12 protein-coding genes are annotated in these 16407 nt (G+C 66.7%); 2 read left to right on the top strand and 10 right to left on the bottom strand.

What is annotated here, in order from left to right; all coding sequences use genetic code 11:
• Positions 1-47: 47 nt before the first annotated feature.
• Positions 48-2966: a VIT domain-containing protein gene (locus tag PDM29_RS16205; RefSeq protein ID WP_311191091.1), complete on the bottom strand. Its 2919-nt coding sequence runs from the start codon at positions 2964-2966 to the stop codon at positions 48-50.
• 138 nt (positions 2967-3104) lie between these two features.
• Between PDM29_RS16205 and PDM29_RS16200 the strand changes: the two genes are divergently transcribed.
• Positions 3105-4139 (top strand): DUF1176 domain-containing protein, encoded by a 1035-nt coding sequence (locus PDM29_RS16200; RefSeq protein ID WP_311191090.1) that lies wholly within the window; start codon positions 3105-3107, stop codon positions 4137-4139.
• A gap of 142 nt (positions 4140-4281) precedes the next feature.
• Here the strand turns inward: PDM29_RS16200 and recJ are convergent, their stop codons facing one another.
• The 9 genes from recJ to PDM29_RS16155 form a co-directional block, all read right to left on the bottom strand.
• Complete coding sequence (recJ, locus tag PDM29_RS16195) at positions 4282-6015, bottom strand: single-stranded-DNA-specific exonuclease RecJ (RefSeq protein ID WP_311191089.1); 1734 nt, start codon at positions 6013-6015, stop codon at positions 4282-4284.
• Positions 6012-6932 (bottom strand): phosphoglycerate mutase, encoded by a 921-nt coding sequence (locus tag PDM29_RS16190; protein ID WP_425508681.1) that lies wholly within the window; start codon positions 6930-6932, stop codon positions 6012-6014. The genes recJ and PDM29_RS16190 overlap by 4 nt, the downstream gene beginning before the upstream one ends.
• 3 nt (positions 6933-6935) lie before the next feature.
• Positions 6936-7412, bottom strand: a complete 477-nt coding sequence (greA, locus tag PDM29_RS16185; protein WP_311191088.1) for a transcription elongation factor GreA — start codon at positions 7410-7412, stop codon at positions 6936-6938.
• Entirely contained in the window at positions 7409-10651 is a 3243-nt protein-coding gene (gene carB, locus PDM29_RS16180) for a carbamoyl-phosphate synthase large subunit (protein ID WP_311191087.1), read from the bottom strand. Before carB ends, greA begins: the two co-directional genes overlap by 4 nt.
• A gap of 102 nt (positions 10652-10753) precedes the next feature.
• Positions 10754-11884: a glutamine-hydrolyzing carbamoyl-phosphate synthase small subunit gene (gene carA, locus PDM29_RS16175; protein WP_311191086.1), complete on the bottom strand. Its 1131-nt coding sequence runs from the start codon at positions 11882-11884 to the stop codon at positions 10754-10756.
• A gap of 222 nt (positions 11885-12106) precedes the next feature.
• Complete coding sequence (dapB, locus tag PDM29_RS16170) at positions 12107-12826, bottom strand: 4-hydroxy-tetrahydrodipicolinate reductase (protein ID WP_311191085.1); 720 nt, start codon at positions 12824-12826, stop codon at positions 12107-12109.
• Between the two features lie 100 nt (positions 12827-12926).
• Positions 12927-13181: a DUF6587 family protein gene (locus tag PDM29_RS16165; RefSeq protein ID WP_311191084.1), complete on the bottom strand. Its 255-nt coding sequence runs from the start codon at positions 13179-13181 to the stop codon at positions 12927-12929.
• Positions 13181-15037, bottom strand: a complete 1857-nt coding sequence (feoB, locus tag PDM29_RS16160; RefSeq protein WP_311191083.1) for a ferrous iron transport protein B — start codon at positions 15035-15037, stop codon at positions 13181-13183. Before feoB ends, PDM29_RS16165 begins: the two co-directional genes overlap by 1 nt.
• On the bottom strand, positions 15034-15288 hold the full coding sequence (locus PDM29_RS16155; RefSeq protein WP_311191082.1) for a FeoA family protein: 255 nt from the start codon (positions 15286-15288) through the stop codon (positions 15034-15036). The genes feoB and PDM29_RS16155 overlap by 4 nt, the downstream gene beginning before the upstream one ends.
• A gap of 120 nt (positions 15289-15408) precedes the next feature.
• Here PDM29_RS16155 and PDM29_RS16150 point away from each other — a divergent pair, with 120 nt between their 5' ends.
• Complete coding sequence (locus tag PDM29_RS16150) at positions 15409-16197, top strand: enoyl-CoA hydratase/isomerase family protein (RefSeq protein ID WP_311191081.1); 789 nt, start codon at positions 15409-15411, stop codon at positions 16195-16197.
• Positions 16198-16407: the final 210 nt, after the last annotated feature.

Below are 16407 nucleotides of genomic sequence, written 5' to 3'. Positions count from 1 at the left end.
GATTATAGCGCCAGCGGCCCCGTTCATGTTGGGATCGGCCGGTGCTGTCACCTCACCTCGAATTCGCCCACCAGCACCGTCTCACTGTCATCCTTGAGCCGCATCGTCACGTACTGGTCCTGCTGCCCCTTGGCACCCCACTTCGTGGTCAGCCGCAGCATCAGCGTGGTCGCCCCGGTCACCAGCTGCTCGCGGCTGCCGAAATAGTTGGCTTCCACCTTGTAAACACCGGGCTTGGCTTGGCGCAGCGAGAACTGCTCCGGTCCATAGCCCCCGGTGAAGTCCCGCGACATCTGCCCGCCCTGCCAGGTCAGGCGGTTGCCGTAATAGGCGCGCTCGCCATTCGGATCGGTCACCCACAGGTCCATGTCGCTGTTGTCGCTGTCCCAGCCCAGCACCACCCGCAGGTCCAGCGGCATGGGCCGGCGCAGGCGCGGGTCGACCTTGTCCAGATTCACCTTGGTGCGGCTGGCCAGCGTGTTCAGTTCATCCAGTGCGATCAGCGAAATGCCGTCGAAGCGGGCGTCCCACGGGCGGATCACCACTTCGTTGAGCGCATCCACCGCGGCCTGCGCCTGACCGGCCGCCTCCAGCGCCAGGCCCAGGTCGCGGAAGCTCTGCGGCTCCTCCTCGCCCATCGCCAACACCTGCCGGAACACCGGCACGGCCAGTTCCGGGGCGTTGGCCTGCATCAGCCGGTAGCCCAGCACGCGCAGCACATGGCGGTTTTCCAGCTGCATTTCGGCCAGGTTGGACAGCACCCGGATGGCCAGCTCGCGCTGACCTCGCTCCAGCAGGATGTCGGCCACGTCCAGGTAGAACGCGCTGCTGTTGGCGTGTTCATCGCGCTCCTTCAGGTACAGGGCGTAGACCTGCGCGGGTGCGGCGGCGCGCAGCTGGCGGGCATACCGCGAGTCGGGCTGCCAGGCACTGAGGGTGATCCGCAGCTGACCACCATTGGCCGGCGCATCCGCTGCGGCAGGCGCGTAGGCTTCCTCCTGGATACGGCTGCTGGTCACGCTGATGGCATCCAGTGTCTGGTTGTCGCTGGCGTTCGCGGCAGCCAGCGTCATCGCGGGTGCAGCCGGTGCCGGCGGCGGCGGCGCAGCACGCGCCTCGCGCGCGGCCTCACCCCATCCCGCTGACCGCTGCTTGCTGCGCGGGTCCGGTTCCTGCGGACGCGATCCTTTGGGCCAACTGCGGTTCCACCATTGCTCACGTTCGGCAAACTGGCGCGCGATGGCATCCAGACGCTGGCGGCGCTGTTCGGCCTCGTCACGGATCTGCAGGGCGTGGCGCTTGTCGTATTCGGCCTGCAGCGGAACCGGCGGGCGGATGCCGTAACGCAGGTAGTCCTCCAGCGTTTCCAGTACCAGCAGCGAGGTATCCGCGCTGACCAGGCCAAACTTCAGCGCGAACGCCTGGGTCGTCGACATCGGCACCGTGCGGTCGCTCTGCATCCGTTGCAGCTGATGCGACGCCCAGGCGTACGCGGCCATCCCGCCGTCAGCATCGGGCAGTCCGTTCATGGCCATCGTCTGTTCGGTGGTGGAGCCGTCTGCGCTGGGCAGGCGCAGTCGCAGCGATGCCGGCTGAGCGGTGATGCGCCCCATTACCCGCACCCAGCCCTGACCCGCCTGCGTGTCATCCAGCAGCAGATCGGCAAGACCTTGCCCCTGCGGTTCGATGCGAGCCGGCGCCTGCCGCAGCAGGCGTTCGGCGACCGAGGTCACGTCATCCACGCCAGCGAGGACCAGCACCTGACCGCCGCTGCCTTCCACCCAGTAGCGCAGGTGCGACGCATCGGTCCGGGCACCGGCACCGCTCAGCGCGTACAGCGGCTGCCCGGGCTGCAATGCGGGCCGCGTGCGGGCACCAAAGTTGCCGATGCCATCGCTGACCACCAGGGTTTCATCTACATCGGGACTCGCCGCCCAGTCGTTGAGCGCACTGCCCCCGTCATAGACCAGGCCTTCCAGCTCACGACGCAGCGCGCTCCAGTTGCCGCCCTGCACGTTGAAGCGACGCATCGGCTCGGCGCGATCACGCAGTACGGTCAATTGCACCTGGGCCTGGCCCACCGCCTGGAAGTAGCGGTCCAGCACCGTCAATTCGGCGGCGGTGTCGCGCTGGCGGCCGGAGCCGGACGCATCCCAGACCAACCCGATGCGGCGCGGCAGCGCACGCGGCCGGGGCTGGCCCGTCACCGGCACCTGCAGCATGAAGTAGCGTTCGCCGTTGAACAGGCCCTGCACGCCGCTGATGCCCCGCGGCAGCGGCAGGGTCCAGCCCAGCTGCGCGGGCAGTTGGTCACCGCGCCCCTGCCAGCGTGCCCGCCAGGTGGCACCGGCCAGGGTGAGTTCCAGCGGAGAGGTACCGCGCTTGACCGGAACGCCGGTACCGACGGCGTCCAGCTGCACCTGCACCTGCTGCGCGCCCTGCGCGAACTGCATCGGCAGGTTCCAGCGCAGCCCCTTGGCATCCAGCGGCAGCGTCTCGCGCACGGTCAGGGCGACCCGGCGTGTGCCGTGCGCCGGTATCGGGTAGATGCGCAGCCGGAACTGGTTGCCGGCGGTCTGCTCCAGAAGGCCCGGGTCCACGCCGCGTCGTTCGATGGCCTCGAACACCTGTCGGCCCTTGTCCTTGGGCACCGGCACCGCGTCACGCAGTGCTCCATCAATATCCAGCGCAAAGGCGGTCACCTGCTGGCCATCGGCCAGCGGAAACTCCAGGTTGCCTTCCAGCACGCGGTTATTGAGATTGCGGAAGACCAGCTCGATCCGGGTTTCACCCAGTCCGGCGGCGACCCGGCTGTGCAACTGCGCGCGTTCCAATTGCACCTCACGCTCGGCTCCCGCCACCTTCAGCAGGCCCTGCCCAGCCGACTGCGCGGCCGCACCCTGCCCCACGGCAACAGCAACCCACACCGCGATCCCCCACCCCAACCTGCGCAGCACGCTGTCCATGTGACGCTCCTGATGACGATGACGGAACCTTGAACGCACCAGCGTGGCAAACGGGGTTGAAGCCATTGCACATGGACAGAAGGGTCGCCTTGCGCCACGCTGACAGCCCCACGGACCGTACCCTACAAGGAAGATCGCATGCGCCTGCCTCTGGCCTGCCTGCTGCTTGCCACGCTGTTACCCGCTGCCCATGCCGCCCCGCTGAAGGGGGTTGAGTTCACCCACAACGATTGGACCCTGGCCTGCGACAACACCCGCACCTGCCGCGCGGCCGGCTACCAGAACGAAGACGCCGGCGATGACCCGGTGTCGGTGCTGCTGACCCGCAAGGGCGGACCGAACCAACCTATCACCGGCCAGCTGATGCTCGGCGAGTATGAGGAGAGCGACCTGCCCAGCGCAGTCAGCCTGCAGATCAATGGCACTTCATTGGGTGCGGTGAAGGAGAACACAGACTTCTCCGCGGCGCAGGTCAGCGCCCTGCTGAAGGCGCTGGTCAAGGACAGCCGGATCGAGCTGATCGGCAACAATGGTCGCCGCTGGGCGCTCTCCGATCGCGGCGCTTCTGCGGTGCTGCTGAAAATGGACGAGTTCCAGGGCCGGCTGGGCACGCCCGGTGCGATCATGCGCAAAGGCAACCGTGCCGAAGCCAGCGTGCTGCCGGCGTTGCCGGTGCCGGTGGTCACGCTGGGCAAGCGCGTGCAGACCACGGCTGCCGATGAGGCATTGGCCAGTGTGCCTGCCCTGCGCGCAGCCCTGGCGGCCGCGACGTCTGCCGACGACTGTGATGCGCTGCATCCGGCCGAAGGTACCCAATTCGACGAGGAGCCGCAGCCGGTCACGGTCAAGCGGCTGGACAGCAAGCACCTGCTGGCTTCCACCGTGTGCTGGCGCGGAGCCTACAACGAAGGGTCCGGCTACTGGGTGGTCAATGACCGCGCGCCGTATCAGCCGCGCTACATCACCAACCTCGGCGTGGACGACGACACCCGCACCATTAGTGCCTCGCACAAGAGCCGTGGTCTGGGAGACTGCTGGAGCACGGCGGCCTGGGCGTGGAACGGCAGCGAGTACGTACAGACCGACGACTCCAATACCGGGTTGTGCCGTCTGGTCGCCGCTGGCGGTGCGTGGCAGATGCCGTCATTGGTGAGCGAAATCAAGGAACCCTGAGTCGCGTGTCTGCTCGGCAACGGGTCATGCGTTCGCCGCACCGATCGCCGCTATCGGCAGTCGTCTGTCGACCGACTCTACCATTTCCCCGCATTGCCACTACGGCCCTGTAGTGACACGCCATGCGTGTCACCGCAATCCCTCACGCGTCAGCGCAATGCTCGATGATCAACTGAATCGCGCCACCACCCCGGTAATCATCACTCACCAACCGGTACGCGATATGCACATGGTTGGCCGGTGCATTGCCGGTCCAGCCGCTGAAGTGAATCGCATTGAGCGGCTCAGCCCGGCCCGGCACGCGCAGGCTCAGCTTGAGATGCTTCTCCTTGAGCACCTGCCAGCGTGCCACCTGGAAATGCCCGTCGAACAAAGGCTCAGGGAAGCCCTGCCCCCATGGTCCCGCAAGGCGCAGCGCTTCGGCGTGGCGGAAATCCAGCTCATCCGCGCCCAGCTCGCCGTCACTCATCAATAGTTGCTGCAGTGACGCAGGATCCATCTGCCCCTGCACCACCGCCAGGAACGCCTGCTCGAACACAGCCAGATTCGCCCGCGCCAGGCTCAGCCCCGCCGCCATGGCGTGACCGCCGAACTTGTCGATCAAGCCCGGGTGCGCGGCATTCACCAGCGCCAGCGCATCACGGATATGGAAGCCGGCAATTGAACGTGCCGAACCACGCAGTGAATCGCTACCGGGCTCGGAAGGCGCGAACGCAATCACCGGCCGGTGCAGGCGATCCTTCATCTTCGAAGCGACCAACCCAACGACACCCGGATGCCATTCGGCATCGAACAGACACGCCGCAATCGGGCGCTCACCCTCGGCCGTGAGCACGGCGCGTGACACCGCCAGTTCGGCATCGTCGGTCATCAGCTGCTGCACGGCGCGACGCTCGGCGTTGATCTGCTCGAGGGTCTGGGCAATCTCACGGGCCTGGGCGCGATCTTCAGTGAGCAGCAGCTCGATGCCGAGCGCCATGTCTTCCAGTCGCCCGGCCGCATTGAGGCGTGGCCCCAGCGCGAAGCCGATATCGGTCGCGCTCAATCGCTTGGCGTCACGCCCGCTGGCTTCGATCAGTGCCTGCAGACCGACACAGCCCTGCCCAGCCCGCAGGCGGCGCAGGCCAGCCGACACCAATGCGCGGTTGTTCGCGTCCAGTGCGACCAGGTCGGCCACGGTGCCGACCGCGACCAGGTCGAGCAGGGTCAGCAGGTCGGGTTCGGGGGCGCTGGCGAAAGCGCCCTGCTCGCGCAGGTGGCGACGCAGTGCCATCAGCACGTAGAAGATCACGCCAACGCCCGCCAGCGCTTTGCTCGGGAACGCATCGCCCTGCAGGTTCGGATCGACCAGCGCGTCCGCGGGTGGCAGGTGTTCGCCGGGCAAATGGTGGTCGGTGACCAGCACCTTCCAGCCCAGCGCCTTGGCGGCAGTGACACCGGCGTGGCAGGCGATGCCGTGGTCTACCGTCACCAGCAATCCCGGCTGCAGCGCTGCAAGCTCGGCCACCAGCGAGGGCGAGAGGCCGTAGCCGTGCAGCATGCGGTTGGGCACGGCGTGCACCACGTCACGTGCGCCGAGCAGGCGCAGTCCGCGCACGCCGACCGCGCAGGCGGTGGCACCGTCGCAGTCGAAGTCACCGACCACGAGGATGCGTTCGTTGTGGGCGATTGCGTGCGCCAGCAGGTCGACCGCGGCCTGCATGCCGCCCATGAGGTCGGGGGCGTGCAGCTGGGCCAGTTTTGGTTGCGCCTGAGCGGGATCGGTAACACCGCGCGCGGTGTAGAGGCGCTGCAGCAACGGCAGCGTGTCGGCGGGCCAGCCCGCGCATTCAATGATCGGGCGACGTTGAATTCGGGCGGTGTGGGAGGTGGTCATGCGTCCTGCAGTTGCAACGGCTTCTTCCACAGTTTCCAGCGCTGGCCTTTGTCCAGCTCAAACCGCAGACCATCCTCGAAATCCAGCACGAGCCGGCGCAACTCGCCGCGCTGCAATGCCGCCAGCAAGGGACGAATCGCCTCATTCCCCAGCTGTTCCAGCGAACGCAGCTGGCGCAAGTCCACCAGTGCATCCACCGGCTGGTCACCACCGACCTCGACGCCGGCCGCCTTGGCCAGCGCCTGCAGCAGCGATTCACGGCTGCGCACCTGCGCATAGGCCGTGCTGACGCTCTGCGGCAGTTCACCACCGCCCCAGAACCACAACGAATTGATCGGGCGCTTGCCCGCGGCCACGCGACGCGCATTCCAGTCGTGCTGATGCAGCATGACCTGGGCCTCGGTCAGCAGCGCCCGCCACAACCGACCGGTGTCACCGGGCGGCAGATGGTCGAACAGATCATCCCCCAGCACATCATCCGGCGCGGCAAACGCGGGCAGCTGGATCTCTTCAGGCAAGCGTAGGTACCACCGGCTGGGCACCGGGGCATCCAGGGTGAAACCGTAGCCGGCAAACAGCGGCTGCAGCGCAGGCAGCAGCGCGGCCACGTCCTCGTCGTCCGGGCGCAGCGTGTCGCCATGCCCCATCATCCGAGCGCCCTGCATGTCCGGGGCCACATTAGCCGGATCGGCACGCAGCCAGACGCCGTCCACCGCATCGCCGACATCCAGCTGGCGGGTCAGCGCGGCCACCGGCCAGTGCGCCGGCTGCAGCTGGAAATGCCGCTGCAGCTGGGCGCGCTCGCCCGCCTCCACCGTACTGCGCTCGGCGCGGCCCAGCGCCCTGGCCACATCATCGGGCAAGGGCGCGGCCGGGAACCGGCTGCGCGCCGGCAGCAGCAGGGTCGCGCTGGCCACGGGTCAGGCCAGGTACTGCACACTGACGATTTCGTACTCGCGCTGGCCGGCCGGCGCGTCGATGGTGATGCTGTCACCTTCGTTCTTGCCGATCAGCGCACGGGCCACCGGCGAGGAGATGGCAATCAGCCCCTGCTTGATGTCCGCTTCCAGGTCACCCACGATCTGGTACTGCTTCTCTTCGTCGGTGTCCACGTCGGCCAGGGTCACGCTCGCACCGAACACCACCTTGCTGCCGGCGTTGAGCTTGCTGATGTCGATGATCTCGGCATGCGACAGCTCGCCTTCCAGCTGCTTGATGCGGCCTTCAATGAAGCCCTGCTCTTCGCGCGCGGCGTGGTACTCGGCGTTTTCCTTCAGGTCACCGTGCTCACGCGCTTCGGCGATGGCAGCAATGACCTTCGGGCGCTTGACCGTCTTCAGGTGATCCAGTTCGTCGCGCAGCTTCTGCGCGCCTTTCAGGGTGATGGGTGCTCTCATGCATTCAACTCCTTGTGCAGCTCCTGCAGCGACCAGACCGGGCCGGTCCCGCGGAATTCCAGTGATTGCACCAGTGCCTTGGCACCGGCAATGGTGGTCGAATAGGTGACGCGGTGCTGCAGCGCCTCGCGACGGATCGAGAACGAGTCGTTGATCGCGGCACGGCCTTCGGTCGTGTTGACGATGTAGACGATTTCACCGTTCTTGATCAAGTCGACGATGTGCGGACGGCCTTCGACCACCTTGTTGACGATCTCGCAGTCCATGCCGTGCTGCTGCAGCCACGCGGCGGTGCCACGGGTGGCGACCAGGGTGTAACCGCGTTCCAGCAGCGCCTGGGCGACCGGCAGCACGCGCTTCTTGTCCGGGTCGCGGACCGAAACGAAGGCCTTGCCCTGCGGCGGAGCCTTGATGCCACCGGCTTCCTGCGCGCGCGCAAACGCGGCACTGAAGCTGCGGCCCACGCCCATCACCTCACCGGTGGAGCGCATTTCCGGCCCGAGGATCGGGTCCACGCCCTGGAATTTGGCGAACGGGAAGATCGCTTCCTTGACCGAGTAGTAATCCGGCACGATTTCCTTGGTTGCGCCCTGCTCGGCCAGGGTCTTGCCGGCCATGCAGCGCGCGGCGATCTTGGCCAGCGCCATGCCGGTGGCCTTGGACACGAACGGCACGGTGCGCGAGGCACGCGGGTTCACTTCCAGCAGGTAGACGATGTCGTTACCGTCTTCGCCCGCCTGGATCGCGAACTGGGTGTTCATCAGGCCGACCACATTCAGGGCCTTGGCCAGTTCCACCACCTGACGGCGCAGCTCGGCCTGGGTTTCAGCCGACAGCGAATACGGCGGCAGCGAGCACGAGGAGTCGCCCGAGTGCACGCCGGCTTCTTCGATGTGCTCCATCACGCCGCCGATCAGCACGTTGCCGTCCTTGTCGGCAATGATGTCGACGTCGCATTCCACGGCGTTGTCGAGGAAACGATCCAGCAGCACCGGCGAGTCGTTGGACACCTTCACCGCGTCACGCACGTAGCGGGCCAGGTCGGATTCGCCGTACACGATTTCCATCGCGCGGCCACCCAGCACGTAGCTCGGGCGCACCACCAGCGGGTAGCCGATCTCGCGCGCCAGCAGCAGGGCTTCCTGGTCGTTGCGGGCGATGCGGTTCGGCGGCTGCTTCAGGCCCAGCTTCTCGACCAGCTGCTGGAAGCGCTCGCGGTCTTCAGCCAGGTCGATGGAATCCGGGCTGGTGCCGATCACCGGCACGCCGTTGGCTTCCAGCGCGCGCGCCAGCTTCAGCGGGGTCTGGCCGCCGTACTGCACGATCACGCCCTTCGGCTGTTCCAGTTCGACGATTTCCAGCACGTCTTCCAGGGTCAGCGGTTCGAAGTACAGGCGGTCGGAGGTGTCGTAGTCGGTCGACACGGTTTCCGGGTTGCAGTTGACCATGATGGTTTCATAGCCATCCTCGCGCAGCGCCAGTGCCGCGTGCACGCAGCAGTAGTCGAACTCGATGCCCTGGCCGATGCGGTTCGGACCGCCGCCCAGGATCATGATCTTGTCGCGGTTGCTCGGCGCGGCTTCGCACTCGTCCTCGTAGGTCGAGTACAGGTAGGCAGTGCCGGTGGCGAACTCGGCGGCGCAGGAGTCGACGCGCTTGTACACCGGGCGCACCTTGTGGGCACGACGCAGCGCGCGCACGGCCGCTTCGTTGGTGCCGGTCAGCTGGGCCAGGCGGGCGTCGGAGAAACCGGCGCGCTTGAGCTTGCGCAGGCGCGCAGCGTCGAGCGCATCGATGCCGTCGGCAGCGACCTTGGCTTCTTCGGCGATGATTTCTTCGATCTGGTCCAGGAACCACGGATCGATGAACGACAGGTTGTAGATCTCTTCCACGCTCATGCCGGCGCGGAATGCGTCAGCCACGTAGAACAGACGCTCCGGACCCGGAGCCTTCAGCTCGCGGCGCAGGGTCTGCAGGTCGTCTTCGCTGCTCAGATCCAGCTCGGTCGGGTCGAAGCCGACCTTGCCGGTTTCCAGGCCGCGCAGGGCCTTCTGCACCGACTCCTGGAAGGTGCGGCCCATCGCCATCACCTCACCCACCGACTTCATCTGGGTGGTCAGGCGGGCATCGGCGGCCGGGAACTTCTCGAAGGCGAAGCGCGGAATCTTGGTGACCACGTAGTCGATCGACGGTTCGAACGAGGCCGGGGTCAGGCCGCCGGTGATTTCATTCTTCAGCTCGTCCAGGGTGTAACCCACGGCCAGCTTGGCGGCGACCTTGGCGATCGGGAAGCCGGTGGCCTTGGAGGCCAGTGCCGACGAACGCGACACGCGCGGGTTCATTTCGATGACGACGACGCGACCCGTTTCCGGGTTGATGCCGAACTGCACGTTCGAGCCACCGGTATCCACGCCGATCTTGCGCAGCACGGCGATGGAGGCATCGCGCAGGCGCTGGTATTCCTTGTCGGTCAGGGTCTGGGCCGGAGCCACGGTGATCGAGTCACCGGTGTGCACGCCCATCGGGTCGAGGTTTTCGATCGAGCAGACGATGATGCAGTTGTCGGCGGTGTCGCGCACCACCTCCATCTCGAATTCCTTCCAGCCCAGCACCGATTCTTCCACCAGCACCTCAGTGGTCGGCGACAGTTCCAGACCGCGGGTGACGATCTCGACCAGCTCTTCGCGGTTGTAGGCAATGCCGCCACCGCTGCCGCCCAGGGTGAAGCTGGGACGGATGATGGTCGGGTAGCCGACGCGGGTCTGGATTTCCAGCGCTTCGTCCAGGGTATGTGCGACAGCGGCGCTCGGGCATTCCAGGCCGATTTCGCCCATGGCGACGCGGAACAGCTCGCGGTCTTCGGCCATGCGGATCGCTTCGCGCTTGGCACCGATCAGCTCGACGTTGTACTTCTCGAGTACGCCGTTGTCGGCCAGGTCCAGCGCGCAGTTCAGCGCGGTCTGGCCGCCCATGGTCGGCAGCAGCGCGTCGGGCTTTTCCTTGGCGATGATCTTCTCGACCGTCTGCCAGTTGATCGGCTCGATGTAGACCGCGTCGGCCATCTCCGGGTCGGTCATGATGGTGGCCGGATTGCTGTTGACCAGCACCACGCGGTAACCCTCGTCACGCAGCGCCTTGCAGGCCTGTGCGCCGGAGTAGTCAAACTCGCAGGCCTGGCCGATGACGATCGGGCCGGCACCGATGATGAGGATGGTCTTGAGGTCAGTGCGCTTGGGCATTTTCTTCTCTAAGTCAGTACAGCGTGTGTGGGGTGATCGCACGCTGTCGATCAGGAAACTGGGGGTGGAACCGCGCCGCGCCTGGGGCAGCGGCGCGTCGCATCAGGCCTTGGCCTGCGCCATCAGCGCCACGAACTGGTCGAACAGCGGGCTGACGTCGTGCGGACCGGGCGAGGCTTCCGGGTGACCCTGGAACGAGAACGCCGGCACGTCGGTGCGGGCGATGCCCTGGTTGGTGCCGTCGAACAGCGAGCGGTGGGTCACGCGCAGGGTGGCCGGCAGCGTGGCTTCATCCACCGCAAAACCGTGGTTCTGCGAGGTGATCATCACCCGGCCGCTGTCCAGGTCCTGCACCGGGTGGTTGGCACCGTGGTGGCCGTGGCCCATCTTGACGGTCTTCGCACCGGAGGCCAGTGCCAGCAGCTGGTGGCCCAGACAGATGCCGAAGGTCGGCAGCTTCTTGTCCAGGAACACCTTGATGGCGTCGATGGCGTAGTCGCACGGCTCCGGGTCGCCCGGGCCGTTGGACAGGAACACGCCGTCCGGATTCAGCGCCAGCACTTCGGCGGCCGGGGTCTGCGCCGGCACCACGGTGATATCGCAGCCGCGCTCGGCGAGCATGCGCAGGATGTTCAGCTTGGCACCGAAGTCGTAAGCGACGACCTTGTATTGCGGCGCGGCGTTGACGAACGCGTTGCGGTCCAGGTCCAGCTGGCCCTCGTTCCAGCTGTAGGTCGCATCCGTGCTCACCACTTTGGCCAGGTCCATGCCCTTCAGACCCGGGAATTTGCGCGCGGCTTCCAGCGCTACGTCGACATTGATGTCGTCACCGGCCATCAGTGCGCCGTTCTGCGCGCCCTTCTCGCGCAGGATGCGGGTCAGCTTGCGGGTGTCGATGCCGGAAATGGCCACCACGCCACGCTGGTTCAGCCAGTCCTGCAGCGACACCTGGCTGCGCCAGTTGCTCGGACGGCGCGGCACATCGCGCACGATCAGACCGGCCGACCACACCTTGCGGGCTTCGTCGTCCTGGTCGGTCATGCCGGTGTTGCCGATATGCGGGTAGGTCAGCGTGACCATCTGCCGGGCGTAGGAAGGATCAGTCAGCACTTCCTGGTAACCGGTCATGGCGGTGTTGAACACCACTTCACCGACGGACAGGCCGGGCGCGCCTACGGATTCGCCCTCGAATACGGTGCCGTCTTCGAGGACGAGGATTGCGGCTTGGGTCACGGAAATCTCACTTTGGCTACCGAGGGGTCACCGAAGTCACGCCGCGCGATCCACTGAAAAGCGGTTGCAAAAAAGCGCGGACGTCGGTTTTTATCCGGTCCGGCTGTCGTGATTCGGCGAGCGGGAATTGTAATAGGAAGGTCACGCCAGCGCCAGCGTTTGCGTGCATTCCGTTGCGCCCGGCGGCGCGTGGCTGCCTGTTCAGCCACGCAGGGCGTGGCTCTACGCCGAAAGCAGATCCCGTACCCGGTAACTGCCTGCCGCCCGCCCATTCAGCTGAACGGCGGCAAACAGGGCCCCACGGGCAAAGATGTCGCGATTGGTGGCCCGGTGGGTCAGCTCGATGCGCTCACCCATGCCGGTGAACTGGACCAGGTGCTCGCCCACGATGTCGCCCGCGCGCAGGCTGGCGTAGTGCGGCTGGGCCCCGCCCTTCTGCGCGGCTGCGCCCAGGGTGAGCGCGGTGCCCGACGGCGCATCCTGTTTGTGAATGTGATGGGACTCGACGATGTCGCAGTCCCAGCCCGCCAGGGCGGTGGCGGCGCGTTCGACCAGCTCGTCCAGCACAGCCACGCCGAGGCTGAAGTTGGAGGCCCAGACCAGCGGAATGCTGGCGGCGGCCTGGATCAGCGCCTGGCGCTGGGTTTCGCTGATGCCGGTGGTGCCCGACACCAGCCCAGCCTTGCGTTCCAGGCACAGCGCCAGGATCGGGTCGAAGCCCTCCGGCAGGCTGAAATCGATGGCGACGTCGAAAGCCGGCGCACCAGACAATTCGCTGGCGGCGAAGTGCGGCACGCCCTCGACCACGCGCTGGGCCGGCGAGCGGCGGGTAATGGCGGCGACGACCTGCAGGTCGTCACGCTCGGCGGCCAGGCGCAGCAGGGCCTGGCCCATGCGCCCGGAGGCACCGTGAATGAGCAGACGAAGGGGGGAGTTGTTCATACAGAAAGGCTAGCGGAAAGGCGGCCCAAACGGTAGGTGACGACCGCTGGTCGTCACACTGGACGTCGCACGACCAACGGTCGTGCGCCACCGGAAACGATCAATGTTGTTTCGGCGTACTCGGCCCACAACTGTCGCAACCACCACACGCGCCACCGCCCACATTCGCCGGCGGCGCAATCTTCCGCCCCAGCGCCTGCAGCCGCGCCCCACGCTGCGGCTTCAGCAGCCACAGTGCCAGCCCGCCCCTCAGCCTGCGCGCCGCCCCCGGGAACTGCTTCTTCAGCACCACCCACGCGCTGACCAGGGCGGCCAGCGCGATCACCAGGTACTGCAGCAGCAGGCTCAGCTCCATCAGCCGCCTCCCAGTGCCTTGGTCACCTGGTAGGTGATCAGCGCCGCCACGTAGGCCGCCGCGAACAGGTAGAAGGTGGCAAAGCCGACCTGCTTCCACGAGTTGGTTTCACGCTTGATCGTGGCCAAGGTGGAAATGCACATCGGCGCATAGATGAACCACACCAGCAGCGACAGGCCCGTGGCCAGCGACCAGCCATTGGCCACCACCGGGGTCAGCGCCTGGATCGCCGCGTCGTCATCGGCGGCTGACAGCGCGTAGATCGTCGCCAGCGAGGACACCGCGACTTCGCGCGCGCCCATGCCCGGAATCAGCGCGATGCAGATCTGCCAGTTGAAGCCCAGCGGGGCGAAGAACACCGCCATGGCGTGGCCGATCTGACCGGCGAAGCTGTAGTCGATGGCCGGCATGGTGGCGTTCTCCGGGGCACCCGGGAAGCTCAGCAGCACCCACAGCAGGATGGTGAGCGACAGGATGATGCCGCCCACCCGCTTGAGGAAGATCATGCCGCGCTCGTACAGGCCCACCGCCAGATCGCGCGGGTGAGGAATGCGATACGACGGCAGCTCCAGCATCAGCGGATGCTCGCTCTTGTCCCGGCGCCACTTCTTCATCACCCACGACATCAGCAGCGCGCTGAAAATGCCGGCCACGTACAGCCCGAACAGCACCAGTCCCTGCTGGCTGACGAAGCCCCACAGGGTTTTCTGCGGAATGAAGGCACCGATCAGCAGCGCATACACCGGCAGACGCGCCGAACAGGTCATCAGCGGGGCGACCAGGATGGTGGCCAGGCGGTCACGCGGGTCCTGGATGCTGCGGGTGGCCATGATGCCCGGCACCGCACAGGCGAAGCTGGACAGCAGCGGGATGAACGAGCGCCCGGACAGGCCGGCCGAGGCCATCATGCGGTCCAGCAGGAACGCAGCGCGCGGCAGGTAGCCGGATTCTTCCAGGGCCAGGATGAAGGCGAACAGGATCAGGATCTGCGGCAGGAACACCACCACCCCGCCGACACCGGCGATGATGCCGTCGGTGAGCAGGCTGGTCAGCGGTCCTTCCGGCAGCGTGGCGGCGACCGTTTCGCCCAGCCAGCCAAAGCCGGCCTCAATGCCGTCCATCATCGGCGTGGCCCAGGCAAACACCGCCTGGAAGATCAGGAACATCACCACCACCAGGGTCAGCAGCCCGAACACCGGGTGCAGCAGCCAGCGGTCCAGGGTGTCGTCGATCTTCGCGGTGCGGCTGGGCATGCTGACCGCGGCAGCCAGGATGTCACGGACCTGGGCGTGGTAGTCGGCGGCCTTGTCGGGCACCTCCACCGGGGCCTGCAGGTGCGGCACCATCGCGTCCAGGCGCTCGACCAGCGCCCTGGCCCCGTGCCGGCGCACGGCCACGGTTTCCACCACCGGCACGCCCAGCGCCTTTTCCAGCGCCCGCACGTCGATCTGGATGCCGCGACGCTGGGCGGCGTCGACCATGTTCAGGGCGACGATCATCGGCTTGCCCAGCTCGCGCAGTTCCAGCGCGAAACGCAGGTGCAGACGCAGGTTGGTGGCATCGATCACGCACAGCAGCACGTCCGGCGCAGCCTCGCCCGGGTAGAAGCCCCGGCAGAAGTCGCGGGTGATCGCCTCATCCAGACTGGCGGGCTGCAGGCTGTAGGCACCCGGCAGGTCAAGCACGGCGAACTCGCGGCCGGACGGCGCGCGCAGGCGACCTTCCTTGCGTTCCACGGTGACGCCGGTGTAGTTGGCCACCTTCTGGCGGCTGCCGGTCAGCTGGTTGAACAGCGCGGTCTTGCCGCTGTTGGGGTTACCCACCAGCGCCACGCGCAATGCGGCGGCCGCGCTCATGCCTGCGCTCCTTCAGCCAGCGGACGCACCTGGATGCGCTTTGCCTCGGCAATGCGCAGGGCGAAACGGGTAAAGCCTACCTGCACCAGCAGCGGCTCAGCGCCGATCGGGCCACGGGCTACCAGACGCACATTCTCACCCGCGACGAACCCCAGTTCCTGGAGTCGTCGGGCAATGGCGTCGTTTGCATGAATTTCCTGCACGGAATCCACCAGAGCGGAGCCGTTCAGCGGCAGATCGGACAACGTCACAGGTCGCCTTCGGGTCGATAAGAATGGTTATCAATATTAGCATCGCCGCGCCGCGTCATGGCCGCGCGCCCCTGCACCGCTATGATCCGTACATGTATATGGAGCAACTGCAGGTCCCCCATGAGTGATGCCCTCAAGCGTGAACGCCACGGCGCGGTACTGACCCTGACCCTGAACCGCCCCACCCTGCACAATGCCTTCGATGCCGGGCTGATCGCGCAGCTGACCCTGGCCCTGGACGCGGCCGGCAACGACCCGCAGATCCGCGCGGTGGTGCTGGCCGGTGAAGGGCCGTCCTTCTCGGCCGGGGCCGACATGCAGTGGATGCGCGGCATGGCCGCCGCGGGCGAGGAGGAAAACCGGCAGGACGCGCTGGCCCTGGCCCGGCTGATGCGCACTCTGGACGAGCTGCCCAAGCCCACCCTGGCCCGCGTGCACGGCGCGGCCTTTGGCGGCGGGGTCGGCCTGGTGGCCTGCTGCGACATCGCCATTGCCAGCACCGCTGCCCGTTTCGGTCTGACCGAAAGCCGGCTGGGCCTGCTGCCAGCGGTGATTTCCCCCTATGTAATCGAGGCCATCGGCCCGCGCCAGGCCCGCCGCTGGTTTGCCACCGGTGAACATTTCGATGCCGAGACCGCCCTGCGGATCGGCCTGGTTCACCAGCTGGTGGAACCGGAGCGCATCGACGAAGCCGTCCAGCGCCAGCTGGGCCTGCTGGACAAGGCGGGGCCGATTGCCGCCGCCAGCGCCAAGCAGCTGGTGCGCCGGGTGGCGCAGGGGCCGGACCGCGACGCGCTGGACCATGACAACGCCGCGTTGATCGCCCGGCTGCGGGTATCTGCGGAAGGACAGGAGGGCCTTGGGGCATTCCTCGGCAAGCGCTCGCCGCATTGGGTGACACAGGATTGACTCGCCCTGCGTACCGACCAACGGTCGGTACCTACCGGCGTGTCCACCCCCACGTGATCCCCGTCCCACCCTTCAATGGCCGCTTTATCGCTCATCCCGCGTAACACCCTGTCGTGGCCTGCCAGGGAACTGCGGTCTCCAATACGTTGCCAGGAATTTTCGTGATCGAACCTGTTCGCTGCCCGCTGTGTGATCTGTGTCTTTCCCGCC

Source organism: Stenotrophomonas oahuensis (assembly GCF_031834595.1).
GTDB classification, from domain to species: domain Bacteria; phylum Pseudomonadota; class Gammaproteobacteria; order Xanthomonadales; family Xanthomonadaceae; genus Stenotrophomonas; species Stenotrophomonas oahuensis.
Note: the sequence above shows the minus strand (reverse complement) of the source record. Positions and strands in the feature narration are given on the sequence as shown.

Excerpts from the sequence above, each read along its gene's own strand:
- PDM29_RS16150 (WP_311191081.1), top strand. The coding sequence starts at position 15,409 with ATGAGTGATGCCCTCAAGCGTGAACGCCACGGCGCGGTACTGACCCTG.
- feoB (WP_311191083.1), bottom strand. The coding sequence starts at position 15,037 with ATGAGCGCGGCCGCCGCATTGCGCGTGGCGCTGGTGGGTAACCCCAAC.
- PDM29_RS16200 (WP_311191090.1), top strand. The coding sequence starts at position 3,105 with ATGCGCCTGCCTCTGGCCTGCCTGCTGCTTGCCACGCTGTTACCCGCT.
- PDM29_RS16205 (WP_311191091.1), bottom strand. The coding sequence starts at position 2,966 with ATGGACAGCGTGCTGCGCAGGTTGGGGTGGGGGATCGCGGTGTGGGTT.
- dapB (WP_311191085.1), bottom strand. The coding sequence starts at position 12,826 with ATGAACAACTCCCCCCTTCGTCTGCTCATTCACGGTGCCTCCGGGCGC.
- greA (WP_311191088.1), bottom strand. The coding sequence starts at position 7,412 with ATGAGAGCACCCATCACCCTGAAAGGCGCGCAGAAGCTGCGCGACGAA.
- recJ (WP_311191089.1), bottom strand. The coding sequence starts at position 6,015 with ATGACCACCTCCCACACCGCCCGAATTCAACGTCGCCCGATCATTGAA.
- PDM29_RS16165 (WP_311191084.1), bottom strand. The coding sequence starts at position 13,181 with ATGGAGCTGAGCCTGCTGCTGCAGTACCTGGTGATCGCGCTGGCCGCC.
- carB (WP_311191087.1), bottom strand. The coding sequence starts at position 10,651 with ATGCCCAAGCGCACTGACCTCAAGACCATCCTCATCATCGGTGCCGGC.